We start from the raw sequence: 13,606 nt of genomic DNA, 5'->3' as shown, positions 1-13,606 counted from the left end.
GGAGCTTGAATGGCCGCAGCCCATGGCTCGAGCAAGCACGTTGTCGTCGCGCCGCGTCCCAGCGGAGCGATCCATTCGCACCGGATACTGCTGGCCGTATTCGTGGTCATGGCCCTCATCGCTGCGATCACAGGCATCGTCGTCGCCGCGTCGACGGGGCACACCACCGCCGCGCTCGTCATCGCCCTGGTGGCGGGCGGGTGGTTTTCCGCCGCCCTCTGCTAGGGGTTGCACCGCCGGCAAGGAAGGTCGGCGCGGCGCTCGAAAACCTCCGGATGCCAACGGGTTTGACACCCCTAAGAGTCACCCATGATCTTTTACCCCGCCGTTGCGGGAAATGGCTACGCCTCCGCGCAAACGGGCCAGATCATGGGCGCGCCGCGTTCGACCGCTGGACGACGGCTAGGGATCAGTTGGCGACCGCGCCGGGGCAGTACTTGATTCGTCCCAGGTCGACCCACATGTTGGCGCGCTTGGCGGCTTGATCGGGGTTCAGCCCGGTCACACTCTGGTTGTTCGCCTGTTGCATCGCGCCGACGATCTGCGCGCGCGACCAGCCCTGCGCCATGGCATTGCACATGGTCTGTTCGGTTTGCATCTCGTAGAAGGGCCAATCCGGCGGGAAGCCGATCGGGTCGGCGTTCGCCGTCGCGAACGCGCCCGGCAGGGCAGCCGGAGCGATCAACGCGATGACGAACGCCAGGCCGAGAAGCAGCTTTCTGGTGACGGACAGGGGTGAAAGCGACTGCTGCACGGACACTTCTCCTCGGATTAGGCGCCTCGATGACCAGGAGGCCGAAAAAGCAATGACCCCACCCACCAATGGTAGGGCCTCGGCGTCGTTGGCCGATCGAGATGTGCGATCTGACTAGGTCTCGCCCTACGATTGCCGGGAACCCGACGTTCGATCAGGCAATACGGTAAGCCGACGACGGCCGTCTCCCGACGCGTCAAACGGGTCATGCGATCCGTCTGAGCTACTGGCCGAAACTAGGAGAACGAAAAGTGAGAGCCCTCGTTGCGGGCGCCGCCGGGTTCTTGGGGTCTCACCTCTGCGATCGTCTTCGCCGCGACGGCATCGAGGTTGTCGGGGTCGACAACTTCTGCACCGGTGGGCGCGACAACATCAGGCAGTTCGAGGGAGACCCGGGTTTTTCTTTTTTCGAGCACGACATAACCCGACCGGTAGACCCGGCTGTCGCTCGCCCGCTGGATCTCATCTTCAACATGGCCTGCCCCGGGTCGCCGCGCGCCTACCAGCGGGATCCCCTGTTCACCCTGGAGACCAACTACCTCGGTACGAGGAACCTTCTGGAACTGGCACGCGAGGAGCGGGCGACGATTCTCCAAGCTTCCACCAGCGAGGTCTACGGCGATCCCGTCATCCATCCTCAAGTCGAGAGCTACTGGGGCAACGTCAACTGCTTCGGCACGCGGAGCTGTTACGAAGAAGGCAAGCGGGTCTCGGAGACGCTGATGCTCGAGTACGCCCGCCGCTACGGCGTGCGGATAAAAGTCGTCCGCATCTTCAATACCTACGGCCCGAGGATGGACGTGGAGGACGGCCGAATCATCCCCTCGTTCATCGTCCAGGCGCTGCGGGGAGAACCGATCACCGTCTTCGGGGATGGCAGCCAGACCCGCTCTTTCTGCTATGTCGACGATCTCATCGAGGGTCTTGTGAGGATGGCCGCGAGCGAACCCTCGTTTACGGGGCCCGTCAATCTCGGCAGTCCGACCGAACTCACCGTCCTCGAAACAGCGAGCATTATCGGCGAGATGACCGGGTCGGCGTCGGAAACCGTGTTCAGGCCCCTGCCGCCGGACGACCCCAAGAGGCGCCAACCGGATATCAGTCTTGCCGAATCCAGGCTCGCCTGGCGTCCACGAGTCCCTTTTGGAGATGGCGTCGCGCGAACTATCGAATACTTCAGGGGAATCGTGGAGGTAGCTCCTGGGGAGCGCCGTGATCATTGACGCCAGCGGTCTTGTCTATCACCAACCTCATGGCCGTTCAGGCTGCTGGGTCGATGGCGTTAGCATCAGGGAGCCCCACACGCAACGGACCACCCCCGCCGACCACGATCAACGAAGGGGAGGGTGATGGCTGATCAAGCCCATGACAGCCGCCGTTATCCCGTTGCCGCCGTTCGTTTCCGGTGTCCCTGGGCGCACGGCGATGGGCTCCGGCGATGAGATTTGTATTGGCAACCTTGGGAACTCGGGGTGATATCGAGCCATGCGCCGCCATCGGTCGGGAACTGCAGCTTAGGGGCCACGACGTCCAAATGGCGGTTCCACCGAACTACATTGGCTTCATCGAGTCGGCGGGTCTTGCCGCGGTCGCACACGGTCCCGACCAGGACCGGCAGAACGCCGAAATCGAACTCAAATACGGCACGACGCCGAGTCCTATGCTCATGGCGTGGGAGATTTTCCAGGGAATCACCAAACTCTGGCCGGAGCTGGGTACGGCGCTCACGTCACTGGCCGACGGGGCCGATCTGCTATTGACGGACGCAAGCCAGCAGGGGCTGGCCGCCAATGTTGCGGATTACTACGACATTCCGCAAGCTGCCGTGCACATCTACCCGATCACAGATAATTCGCATTCGCAGATAACCAAAGACGCTGAAGACGCCCTGCGCCGTGAATTGGGCCTGCCAGAGGAAACGGGACCGCCGACGCGACAACCGCTGGAAATCCAGGCCTACGACGAACTCTTCTTTCCCGGAATGGCAGCCGCATGGGCGGATCACGGCTTCCGGCGGCCTTTCGTTGGCGGGCTGACCCTGGAGCTGCCAACGGACGTCGACGACGACGTCTCGTCGTGGATTACCGCCGGAACGCCGCCGATCTATTTCGGATTTGGCAGCAGCGCACGAGTCGCATCGCCCCGCGATGTGATCGCCATGATCACTGCGGCTTGTGCACAGCTAGGCGAACGGGCATTGATTTGCAGCGGCGTGAGTGACCTAGCCGGCCTTCCGGATTCCGACCAGGTAAAGATTGTGAACGCGGTGAACCACGCAACCGTGTTTCCCGCTTGCCGCGCGGTCGTCCACCACGGTGGCCCGGGCACCACGTTCGCAGGCATCCGGGCCGGAATCCCCACGCTGGCCCTTGCCGTATCGGTCGATCAACCGATGTGGGCAGCCGCGGTCAACCAACTCGAAGTCGGCATCGGACGGCGCTTCATCGAAACCACCCTCGATTCGCTGATTGCGGATTTGCGGTCCATCCTCACTCCGCGCTGCGTCACTCGAACCCGTGAGGTCGCCGCCCAGATGGCGACGCCCGCGGAAAGCGCCGCCACCGCGGCCGATCTCTTGGAAGATGCCGTCCGTGTCGGCACGTTGGCTGATCGGCAAATGCCGCGGACCGCGAACCGACCGGTGCCCACTACTCAGGCACCTCGATGAGAAGTCGGTCAGCCCAACGGTTCTGACTAGCTCGTAGGCATTGACCCGACTGCTCCGCTATGCGCAGAGCATGGTTGGACTATTCGGCGGAATGCCTGTCATCCCTTGGCGATCGAGCGGCGAGTTGCGTAGCCGAGACGCTGCGATACGACGGCAAGTCAAAGTCGGGCAAGGCGCAGATGTCAGCACAATCCCGGACCCGCTCCAACCAGTAACTCTGATCAGCGGCCGATGTGCAGGCGTAGATCTTCATGAACGTCGCCGCGAAGGGGAACAAGAAGCCATTGCCGACAGCCTGCCAAACAGCCGCGGCTACCCCGGGAGTTTCGACGCCGCGATAGTCGTCGATCGCAATCACGCCTCGCTTGGCCGTGTGAGTCACGGCAAGATTGATGTCGTTGGCGACGCACCGGTAGCTGTGACAACCGTCGACGTGGATGAAGCGGAGTACCCGTTCGCCAAGATTGAGCTCTGATGATTCGCAGACTTCGAGCGTTGGCCGGCGAGGGTGGAAACGGTCCCAGTTGGCCAAGAACTGCTTCTGGTCCAGGCCCGAATACTGCTGGCGTGGGATCCGCGACATGTCCGCGTGATCCATTACGGCGTCGAACAAGTCGCAGATCACCAGTTCTTCATCGTCGCGGAGGCCGTAACCCATCAGGATTGCGGACTTGCCTTGATAGGTGCCGATCTCCAACATGTCGCCCTTGATGCCTTCGGCCGTCTGGCAAGCGAGCAGCTTGCTGAATAGTGAGACATCGGCCTCAAAGAACCAGCCGTCGACGTCGTCCATCTGCTCGGCATAGAGGGTCCAGGCGGCATCGGTCATGGCGCGCTCCTGCGCATCAAAGCCTCCAGAGAGGTACTGCCCGAATGTGTGGCGGCCTGCGTTTGAAGGGTATCAACCCGCGCTTCATCGGTGCCTTTGGTCCTTCGGCTTGCATCGCTTCGGCCCTGACAATCCCGGCCGCCATGAATGATCCTGCCGGGGGGCACCGATCAGAAACGAGCTGAAATGTGGGAGCCACCACGTGGCGCGATCTTGGTAGGCGTTGACGGCTCGGCAGCGGCACTGGGCGCCGTCCGGTGGGCGGCCCGTGATGCCGCGCTGCGGAAAGCGCCGCTGACCCTGGTGCATGTCGTCGACGCCCCCTTGCCGGGGTGGTTCCAGGTCACCGCGCGGACGCACTTCAGGCCACGGCACGGGCAGCGGGCACGCGGACTCATCAAATCGGCGATCAAGGTCGCCGAGGAGAGCGCTGGTGAGCGCGGCCCGGTGAAGATCGACAGCAAGGTGCTTTGTTCAACCGCCGTCCCGACGCTGGTCGCCCTCTCCAAAGAGCTGGAGATGGTCGTGGTGGGCGATCGGGGACATGGCGGTGCCTTGGCCCGCAGCTCGCTTGGCTCGGTGAGTTCGGGATTGGTTTACCACGCGCACTGCCCAGTCGCCGTGATCCCCGACGAGCAAGCGCAGGTCGGCAAGGCGGAGGCGCCGGTGCTGGTCGGCATCGACGGCTCGCCGGCCTCGGAAGCAGCGACCGCGATCGCGTTCGAGCAAGCATCACGACGGCAGGTAGGCCTAACGGCTTTACACGCCTGGGCTGATCCCCGGGCGTCCACGTCCAGAACGGTGTACCAGGACGCCAAATGGGACGCCCAGCTGTCCGAGGAGGAAGAGGTGCTGGCCGAACGGCTGGCGGGTTGGCATGACCTCTATCCCGACGTGGAGGTCCATCGCAGGATCGAGATTGGCGAGCCGGTGCGCTGGCTGCTCGAGGCATCCGAAAAGGCGCAACTGCTGGTGGTCGGCAGCCACGGCCGGGGCGCATTAGCCGGCAGGGTGCTGGGCTCGGTCGGTGCGTCGGTGGTCAACCGGGCCAAGATTCCGGTGATCGTGGCGCGATAGACACTGGCAGTCTGACCAACCATTCTCAGTGGAGCGAGCGGTGAGGACTCATCCCAGTTGACGCCCTTCGAGCGGCGGCGTGCCGCGGTGGCCGGAATGCTCGCCGGGTGTCTTGTGCTGGTGCAGTGCACCGCGGCGCAGCCACCGCCGGCGGCGACACCCTCAGGGCCTGCGACACCGTCGCCATCGGCCGCGTCGCCCAGTGCGCCGCCGGCACCTCCAGGTGACAGCGTGGAGCCGGTCACCGCCGCCGAACTCGGCGAAAGCTGGCGGCCGGGTTGTCCAGTCGAGCCGGAGCAGCTGCGACGGGTCAACGTCGACCACATCGGTTTCGACGGCCAGGTGCACCGCGGTGAGCTGATCGTGCAGCAAGACCTGGCGCCGGCGGTCATCGCGATCTTCGAGCGGCTACACCGGCTTGGTTACCCGGTCGAGAAGATCCGCACGGTCGACCACTACCCGGGTGCCGACGACGAGTCATCCATGGAGGACAACAACACTTCGGCGTTCAACTGCCGACGCATCCCTGGAACCAACGAGTGGTCTCCGCACGCCTACGGTCGGGCTATCGACCTCAATCCGCTCATCAACCCCTGCCTTTACGCGAGCGGGTATTTCGAACCGCGAAACGCGGCCGCCTACCTGGACCGCAGCCGCAGCGACCCGGGACTCTTACACAACGGCGACCCAGCCGTGCGCGCCTTCACAGATCGTGGCTGGCGGTGGGGTGGCGAGTGGACCGGCCCCCTCGACTATCAACACTTCGAGCGGCCCTAAAGACGCAGCGCCTGTGCCGTCGCGGTTGCGACCTCACCTCGCAGATTCGACATCGGTGGACTGCCCCGGGTGTGAATCGAGTTCGAGAGCAGAACGACGTACGTATCTGAGCGCGGGTCCATCCAGACCGAGGTACCGGTGAAGCCGGTGTGGCCGAAGCTACCGATGGGGAAGATCGCGCCTCGCGGCGTGGACTGGCCCGTATCTATGTCCCAGCCAAAGCCGCGCAGGTTCTGGCCCGCGATCGCGGGATAGCGCGGAGCGAGCAGCGGATCTGTTTTGTTCGGCCGCTTTGCGACGGCTTCTTGGGCCGCATCGTTGGCCGCCTTGAGTTGCGCAGGCGTATGGCCCGGCTGCTGCGGACTCGTCATCAGCTCGAGAGTTGTTTGCGCCAAGGGGAATTGGCTGGGACGGCCCGCGAGCCGGTCCAGTAATGCCTGCGAAAACATGCTGACATCGTGGGCGGTCGAGAACACGCCGGCGTGCCCGGCCACTCCGCCCATGCGACGAGCCGTCGTGTCCTGCACGGTGCCCCGAAGCAGGTGATCGAGATCGGGATTCTTAACCGGGTCGGCTCGGCCCTCTTCGTCACGTGCTGTCGGTGCGATGCGCGGCAAGAGACCGGTGCTCCATGTACCCGCGGGGCAGGCGTCCGGCGTGCGGCCTTGCGGCGCAGGAGCCCAGGCGGTCGCGGCTCCCAACGTCGTGTGCGAACCGCACGCTTGCGCCGGGGGAAGGTAGTGGGTGTCTTCCATGCCAAGCGGCTCGAACACGTGCCGCTGAACGTATGCGTCCAGGGCCTCACCGGTAACCTTTTCGATCAGCGCGCCAAGCAGGATGAAGTTGATATCGGAGTAGCGGAATCCGCCACCGGGAGCGGACTCCAGCGGCGTGGCGAGCGCACGATGAATCCCCTCGCGTTTGTCGGCGTGGTCCAGTCCCCACGGGTCTCCGAGGTTGACGTCCCCCGTTTCGCCGGAGGTGTGCGTAAGCAGCATCCGGACGGTCACTGCCGCGCGGCGCGGATCGTTTGCGGTGTTGAACTCGGGGAGGTACTGCTGCACCAGATCGTCGAATGCAACCTTGCCCTGCTCGTAGAGCTGCATGACGGCTGTCGCCGTTGCGAGGCTCTTCGTTAACGACGCGAGGTCGAAGATCGTGTCCTCGGTCATCGGCTCCGCGGGGGCAGGCAAGCCGTCCAGCCCGGGTTCGCCGGCAAGCTTGCGCGAACCGTAGGCATGGTGGAACGCGACCTTGCCACCGTGCCCAATGACAACCACCGCGCCCGGCAGCTTGTTCGCCGCAATCGCATCGTTGATCAGCTTGGAGACCTTCGCGAAATCAACTGCGGGAACCGGGTCGGGCGGTTTGACGACCGTGGCGACGTCCGGTCTGGGGGCGGGCGTGCTGGCGCCCAACACCGGGCGTCCCGGATCGCCCCTCGAGCAAGCCGTGGCTATCGCGAGGAAGGCGGCTCCGGCGGCGACGGCGGTTCGCATCGCACCGCGGAAGCCCGCGGCGGCCGGTCGATTCATGGTGGAGCTCATCTCGTTACCTGCGATCTTGTTTTCGGATCTCGGCGGCGTCAAGAGAGGACGACGAAACGCGTCCCGCGCCCCCGCATCACGCCCGTATCGTGAGGGCGGTGTGCGAGCCTGCGCCCGGCCGGCCCCAGGAATCGCCGGCCGTTGTCAGCCGTCGCCAGCTTTTGGGGGTGGCCGGCAGCGTGGGGCTGGGGTCCCTGGTCGGCGGCAAGCGACCTTCGGCCCCACCTCCTTCCGCGACGTCGACGACCAGCGTCAGCCTGACCGCGACCACTTCGGCATTGTTGCTATGCCGAGACGCCTGGGGCGCTCGACCGGCGCGCTCTGGAGGGAAGCGCCACACCATCACGCGGATGACCCTGCACCACGAGGCTGTCGTCCTTGGCGACAACCGCAATGCCCCAGCGCACCTCCGGCAGGATCAGCGGTACCACCAGGATCAGCACGGGTGGATCGACATCGCCTACCACGTCGGCGTCGACCGCAACGGCAACATCTACGAACTCCGGAGCACCGAGATCGCGGGCGACACCGCGACGGACTACGACACAACGGGCCACTTCCTGGTCCTCTGCGAAGGAGACTTCGATCAAGAGCCCGTCCCAGAGGCCCAGCTTCAGGGAGCGGCTCGCGCGTTCGCATGGGCCGCCCAGAATTTTCGTGTAGCGAGCGCCACGTTGGCGGGCCATCTGGACCTGGCCCAGACGTCTTGCCCGGGTGGAAACCTGTACGCCCACCTCTCCTCGGGCGACCTGAAACGCCGCATCGACGATCTGCTGGCCGCGGGCGGAGTGGACCTCCAGCGCTTCTGCGGATCCGACGCGGCCGCACGCGTCGCCGCAATCGAGGCGGGCAACTGATCGGCGCCGGGTAGGCCTGCGCGGCAACCGCCGGTCACGCCTACTGGGATTGCGCCCAATTGGCCTACGCGTGTTTGCTGGGCATGCTACGTTGCTGATCAATCGATAGCCCGACTGGTATTTGCGAGGCAACATGGTCGACTTTCGGAAAGCGGCCGCTCTGCCCACCGCTCTAGCGGTCGCCTGCCTCGGTATAGCCAGCATATGGACACTATCTGGGTGCAGCGCGGCGTCACCGCCGATGCGTGCGGCGGTGACCTCAGCTACCGTAGGCGCCAGCAGGGCCGACGACCGACGGCCGACAGCGGCACCGGTCAAAACGATTGCTAGTGGCGTGTATGGCGACCCGGACGCGGCAGCCGAGTTCTGGCAGCAGCAGTCCTACGAGGACAACTGCGGGCTGGCTTCCGTGGCCGACGTGGTCGGGGAAGTCACCGGTCACTCCCCGACCGAGCAGCAAATCATCAAGCTAGCACAGCACACGCCCTCGTCCACCCGCAACGGCCCGATTTACGCGCCCACCGGCGACCCGGCTCACGACGGCCCGAACGGTGGCATCGACATGGCCGACACGGTGGTGCTGCTCGACCACTACGGCATCAAATCGCACATGACCTATGACAAGCACCCCGAAGAGGTGGGCCTGTCCTCGCTGGAGCAGTACCTGAGCGCGAACCGCAAGGTCATCGCATGGGTCAACTCCGGAACCATCCTGAACTCCAACGACCAGCGCACGTCGGCCGATCATTTGCTGGTGGTCACCGGGATTGATACCAACAAGGAAGTCGTCCACCTCAACGATCCCTACGCCGATCACGCCGACACGAAGGTCAGCATCGCCACGTTCATGACGGCCTGGAAAATCGGGCAGGAATCGATCGTCGTCACCGCGCCGGCGGGCTAACGCCTCGTCACTCGGTATTGCCCGGAGCCGGGCCCGCCGTCTTCATCGGGGTCGCGGAACTCGTCGGGCTCACGGGGCTCGTAGTGCTCGTCGGGCTGGTAGAACTCGTGGGCTTCGTCGGGCTCGTCGGGCTGGTCGGGCTGGTCGGGCTCGTGGGACTTGTCGGAGTCGTAGGAGTCGTAGGAGTCGTAGGAGTCGTAGGCGTTGTACTCGCAAGGCCTGGGCCTTCGCCACACCAGTCCGCCACATCTTTCGGGTACTGCTCGAGCGGTGGAGGACAACGCTGCCCCGGCGGGAAGTTGGCGCCGGCATTGAGCAGATCGCAGGGCACGTAGACCTGCTTGCCCTTGGGAGTGTTGGTCAGACACTTCGTCGGCGGCTCACCGTGGGCCTGGACGGGGATGGTGGCGGCCGCCACCACCGCGCCGAGCGCCCAAGCAAGACGGCGGTATGTCATGAGAGCTCCTTACTCGCTCACCTGATACACGTTCTGGTGATCCGGTGTCGGGCGTGCACAACGTGAGATCGCCGTCGTCTGACGCTACAACCGGCCCGCGGCGAACGTCGCCGCCTGGTTTGTCATTCCCGACTGAATGTACTGACCATGCGGTGCCATGCTCACACCGCGCGTGCAAATCGGATCCCCGGGCATACACATGTCAATCGTTTTCGCGGCGTATAGCGGGCCAATGGTGGGAAGCGAGCCGGCCGCCAGCGTCCGCGCGAATGTGCCCGATGCCGACGGATTTCCGAAGACAGCGACGGCGGCGACATGATTGGCGACATCGGGTGGCATCTGCGTGGTGATGACGTCGACCACGGCCGCACCTTGGGAGTATCCACCGAGGACCACCCTGGTGTTGGGACAGTTTGCCGCCATGGACTGGACATGAGCGCTCGCGTCATTGGCACCGGCAGCGATGGAGCTACGGAAATTGTTGGTGGCGGGGTAGTTGACCGGATAGACGCTGACAGTCCTGCGTCCTACTCGCGAACGCAGCGAATCAACAAATGACTGTCCGACCCCCCCGACGCCAGGGGGCTCGGTGGTGCCCCGGGCGAACACCACGTCGACGTCGGAGCAGGGAGCCGCGGTGGCAGATGGCAGGGACGAGGCGGCGGTCAGCGACGCCCACGCTGCAACGACAGCCGCGCCGAGCAGACCAGAAGTCGGACGTGCGGTCACGGCTTGCATGTCATGTTGTCGCTTCGGAACGACCCTGTGGGCCGCCGTGACAGCCCGGGCGCGCGGTCCGACGATGAAAGCTCATGGTGGTTGCCCTTGGTGTAGTCGCCGCTCGGTTGGCAGCTCTCACACTTAGGAGCAACGACGCCGCTCCTAGGGGACACTTTTTCCGCCGCCTACGACGGGGCGACGTCAGCGCGCAAAGTCCGGGTGGACGCCGAAACGACACCACAGGGTGAGCTCAGACGATCGATGTTGATGAAAAAGAAGCTGGCCAGGCCTTGCGGCGCTGACCAGCTAGTTTTTGTGGAGCTGCCGGGAATCGAACCCGGGTCCTACGGCATTCCCTCAAGACTTCTCCGTGCGCAGTTCGCTATGCCTCTGCTCGGATCTCCTGGTCACGCGAACCAGCCAGGATGACGATCCCAGTCGCTGTTGGTGTCCCGATGAGTCCCGCGACCGAACTCATCGGTTGATCCCTCTAGCTGACGCCAGGGTCCGGGTCGAGGGCTTTCCCGGTCTGACGGACTAGCTGTCGCTTAGGCAGCGAGAGCGTAGTCGCGCTGATGTGAATCGGCGCTTATATGGTTGCAACGACGCTTACGGTGGTCTCTTGCCTGCACCGGCACGCTTCCCTTGATTCGATGCGCGAAGTCGAAACCGTTCAGCCCCTCGCACCCCCACCGATTTTCGGCAGGACAATCTATGGTACGCCGCTATCAACGCGCGGCAACGGAGTTGTGTTCCGGTCCGGCGCAGCGATCAGATCACGAAGTTCAGCCGCTCGACGATTTGCGCGGCCACGTCCTCGTCGCCGCCGAGCTCGATGTCCTGTGACCGGGAGGGGCACATCGGCCGCCCGCCGGCGAGCCGGGTGAACTGCACCCCGTCCAGCCGAATCGTCACCGTCGGCTCGTGGCCGCCGAAGTCGTCGACCAGCTGGGCCCGGCCATCGACGCCGATACGGATGCTGCGGGAAAGCGGACCGGTCAGCTCGAACAGGACCCGCGAACCCTCTGGCGCCTTGGCCCGCTTGCCCACCACGTAGCCCATCGTCCCGGCGATCTCGTCGAGGGAGAGCTCCGATGCGGCCCCGACAAGCTGGTCGTCCGACGCTGGCCGCCGCAGCGCCTCGCGGATGTCCTGCTCGTGCATCCAGCAGTCGAACACCCGGACCCGCATGAACCGCCCGTAGCTCTCCGGACCTACCGGCGTCAGCGTCACGGCGTCCCACTCCTCGGCCGACATGCCCGTCAGCGCCTTGCGCCGGTCATCGGTGATGTCCTTGAACCGTTTGAGCACGTCCTCGCCGGATTCGGCGGCGAGGTGACGCACCCAGCACTCGTTCATCACGCCGATGTCGTTGTGGACATGCTCGAGCGCCGAGACGTCGATGTCGGGTTGGGGCGCGGGCACGCCGGCAAGGAACGACTCGGTGCCGATCATGTGCGCCACCAACGCCTTGACGTCCCAACCGGGCAGCGGGCTGGCGGCCTGCCATTGCTCTTCCGGCAGCCCGTCCAGCATCGCGGTGATGTCGTCCCACACCGCGAACAAACCGGCGAGCACTTCGGACTTGTCGAGCTTGGTGACGGGGCGATCGGCCATGGTCGGATAGTAGGCCGATGGGTTAGCTCAAGACAGGCGCAACCGTCAGCTGGCGGCGATCATGGCCACGGATCCCATGGCCATCACCATGCCGAACCCCTGCCAGCGGGTCAGTCGCTCGCGCAGCACGACCATGGCCAGCACGACCGTGGCCGCCGGGTAAAGCGAGATCATGATGCTGGCCAGCGACAGCAACCAGGTGTGCAGCGCCAGCAGCATGGTCACGTTGGCGCAGATGTCCAGCACCGCGACGGCCCAAGCCAGCTTCAGCGGCTTCCCGCGCGGCGCCCGCAGGTTCTTGCTGGCCGCGGCCATCACGAAGATCACGACGGTGGCCGACAGCCGGGCGAATACCAGCGGCCAAAGTTTGCAGGCATGCGGCGCCTGATGGAGAAAGACCAGGTTCAGCCCCATCGCCGAGCCGGCCAGCAGCGTGAGCCATGCCACCTTCGGGGTGAACCGATACGGAGTGACACCTTGGGCGGTGGCCTCCCGGCTCACCAGCATGACCGCGATGAGAGCCAGCACGACGCCCACCGAGGCCCCCGGGCCCGGCCGCTCCCCCAGCGCCACACCGACCGCCACCGGCACGGCGGCGTTGAGGACCGCCGCCAACGGTGAGACGACCGAGATGGGGCCGGCGCCCAGCGCGGCGAAGAACGCCCACATGCCGACGGCCATTCCGACGCCGTAGAGGCAGCCCCAGAAGACGGCGCCGGTCGAAATCGGCCCGCCCACGGCGAGCGCCAGCGCGCCCAGCAAGATTGTCTCGATCGGATAGACCACCAGCATCACGCGCAGCGCGGCTACCCGTCGAGCGGCTACACCGCCCACGAAGTCGCTGACGCCGTACGTAACGGCCGACAGCTGGGCGTAAGCGGCCCCGATCAGTTCATGCCCTTGGCTCGGCGACCCAATTCACGGACCACTTCGCGCTGGGCATCGCGGCGGGCCATGTCCTGACGTTTGTCGTGTGCTCGCTTGCCGCGCGCTAACGCGAGCTCGACCTTGACCTTTCCTTCGGAGAAATACAGAGACATCGGCACGAGGGCGAGGTTACCATCTCGTATCTTGCCGACCAGGCGGTCAATTTGTGCCCTATGTAACAACAACTTTCGATTGCGACGGGGCTCATGGTTGGTCCAGCTACCGTGCTGATACTCCGGAATGTGCAAGTTGCGCAACCACACTTCGCCGTCGTCGACGGTTGCGAACGCGTCGGCCAGGGAAGCATGGCCCTCGCGCAGGCTTTTCACCTCTGTGCCCTGCAAAGCCACTCCGGCCTCGAACTCCTCGAGGATCGAATAGTTATGCCGCGCTTTGCGATTGGTAGCAATGATCTGTTTGCTGCCGCGCTTGCCGCCCGCCGCCTTGGCCCGGCCGGGATCTTTGGCCACAG

14 protein-coding genes, 1 other RNA gene and 1 pseudogene are annotated in these 13,606 nt (G+C 64.8%); 7 read left to right on the top strand and 9 right to left on the bottom strand.

Annotation, left to right across the window (positions count from 1 at the left end; genetic code table 11):
• The first annotated feature begins 9 nt into the window (after positions 1-9).
• A complete protein-coding gene (locus tag A5750_RS22545) occupies positions 10-225 on the top strand; it encodes a hypothetical protein (RefSeq protein ID WP_066952210.1) in 216 nt (71 codons plus the stop codon).
• Between the two features lie 184 nt (positions 226-409).
• Here A5750_RS22545 and A5750_RS22540 read toward each other — a convergent pair whose 3' ends face one another.
• Positions 410-754: a hypothetical protein gene (locus tag A5750_RS22540; RefSeq protein ID WP_231989280.1), complete on the bottom strand. Its 345-nt coding sequence runs from the start codon at positions 752-754 to the stop codon at positions 410-412.
• A 251-nt stretch (positions 755-1,005) separates the two neighbouring features.
• On the opposite strand from A5750_RS22540, the gene A5750_RS22535 reads away from it, so the two are divergent.
• Together A5750_RS22535 and A5750_RS22530 are read left to right on the top strand one after the other, a co-directional pair.
• Positions 1,006-1,977, top strand: coding sequence for a UDP-glucuronic acid decarboxylase family protein (locus A5750_RS22535; RefSeq protein WP_067265766.1), 972 nt, complete (start codon positions 1,006-1,008; stop codon positions 1,975-1,977).
• A gap of 215 nt (positions 1,978-2,192) precedes the next feature.
• Positions 2,193-3,422 carry a glycosyltransferase gene (locus A5750_RS22530; RefSeq protein WP_082959176.1) on the top strand — a complete coding sequence of 410 codons (1,230 nt, stop codon included), beginning with the start codon at positions 2,193-2,195 and terminating at the stop codon, positions 3,420-3,422.
• A 57-nt stretch (positions 3,423-3,479) separates the two neighbouring features.
• Here the strand turns inward: A5750_RS22530 and A5750_RS22525 are convergent.
• Positions 3,480-4,251 (bottom strand): annotated as a pseudogene (locus A5750_RS22525) (class I SAM-dependent methyltransferase).
• A gap of 186 nt (positions 4,252-4,437) precedes the next feature.
• On the opposite strand from A5750_RS22525, the gene A5750_RS22520 reads away from it, so the two are divergent.
• Positions 4,438-5,328, top strand: a complete 891-nt coding sequence (locus tag A5750_RS22520) for a universal stress protein (RefSeq protein ID WP_066952639.1) — start codon at positions 4,438-4,440, stop codon at positions 5,326-5,328.
• A gap of 96 nt (positions 5,329-5,424) precedes the next feature.
• Positions 5,425-6,105, top strand: a complete 681-nt coding sequence (locus tag A5750_RS22515; protein WP_082948036.1) for a M15 family metallopeptidase — start codon at positions 5,425-5,427, stop codon at positions 6,103-6,105.
• Here A5750_RS22515 and A5750_RS22510 read toward each other — a convergent pair.
• Complete coding sequence (locus tag A5750_RS22510) at positions 6,102-7,652, bottom strand: serine hydrolase (RefSeq protein WP_231989279.1); 1,551 nt, start codon at positions 7,650-7,652, stop codon at positions 6,102-6,104. The two genes, A5750_RS22515 and A5750_RS22510, sit on opposite strands and share 4 nt — an antisense overlap.
• A 278-nt stretch (positions 7,653-7,930) precedes the next feature.
• Here A5750_RS22510 and A5750_RS22505 point away from each other — a divergent pair, with 278 nt between their 5' ends.
• Positions 7,931-8,509, top strand: a complete 579-nt coding sequence (locus A5750_RS22505) for an N-acetylmuramoyl-L-alanine amidase (RefSeq protein ID WP_369829496.1) — start codon at positions 7,931-7,933, stop codon at positions 8,507-8,509.
• A 334-nt stretch (positions 8,510-8,843) separates the two neighbouring features.
• Positions 8,844-9,413, top strand: a complete 570-nt coding sequence (locus A5750_RS22500; protein WP_231989278.1) for a C39 family peptidase — start codon at positions 8,844-8,846, stop codon at positions 9,411-9,413.
• On the opposite strand, the gene A5750_RS25995 is transcribed toward A5750_RS22500, so the two are convergent.
• The 6 genes from A5750_RS25995 to smpB all read right to left on the bottom strand — a co-directional run bounded on the left by A5750_RS25995 (position 9,410) and on the right by smpB (position 13,604).
• A complete protein-coding gene (locus A5750_RS25995; RefSeq protein WP_067265760.1) occupies positions 9,410-9,649 on the bottom strand; it encodes a hypothetical protein in 240 nt (79 codons plus the stop codon). The genes A5750_RS22500 and A5750_RS25995 overlap by 4 nt on opposite strands.
• A gap of 305 nt (positions 9,650-9,954) precedes the next feature.
• Positions 9,955-10,599, bottom strand: coding sequence for a cutinase family protein (locus A5750_RS22490; protein ID WP_066952637.1), 645 nt, complete (start codon positions 10,597-10,599; stop codon positions 9,955-9,957).
• A gap of 304 nt (positions 10,600-10,903) precedes the next feature.
• Positions 10,904-11,271: a transfer-messenger RNA gene (gene ssrA / locus A5750_RS22485) on the bottom strand.
• 90 nt (positions 11,272-11,361) lie between these two features.
• Complete coding sequence (locus tag A5750_RS22480) at positions 11,362-12,207, bottom strand: maleylpyruvate isomerase family mycothiol-dependent enzyme (protein WP_066952196.1); 846 nt, start codon at positions 12,205-12,207, stop codon at positions 11,362-11,364.
• A gap of 45 nt (positions 12,208-12,252) precedes the next feature.
• Complete coding sequence (locus A5750_RS22475) at positions 12,253-13,098, bottom strand: EamA family transporter (RefSeq protein ID WP_156664386.1); 846 nt, start codon at positions 13,096-13,098, stop codon at positions 12,253-12,255.
• The gene (smpB, locus tag A5750_RS22470; protein WP_066952192.1) at positions 13,095-13,604 is read right to left on the bottom strand and encodes an SsrA-binding protein SmpB; all 510 of its coding nucleotides are present in this window, start codon (positions 13,602-13,604) and stop codon (positions 13,095-13,097) included. The genes A5750_RS22475 and smpB overlap by 4 nt, the downstream gene beginning before the upstream one ends.
• Positions 13,605-13,606 lie beyond the last annotated feature (2 nt).

Origin of the sequence: Mycobacterium sp. 852002-51613_SCH5001154 (assembly GCF_001667425.1) — a bacterium.
Classification (GTDB): domain Bacteria; phylum Actinomycetota; class Actinomycetes; order Mycobacteriales; family Mycobacteriaceae; genus Mycobacterium.
This window is presented reverse-complemented; position numbering and strand designations above follow the sequence as displayed.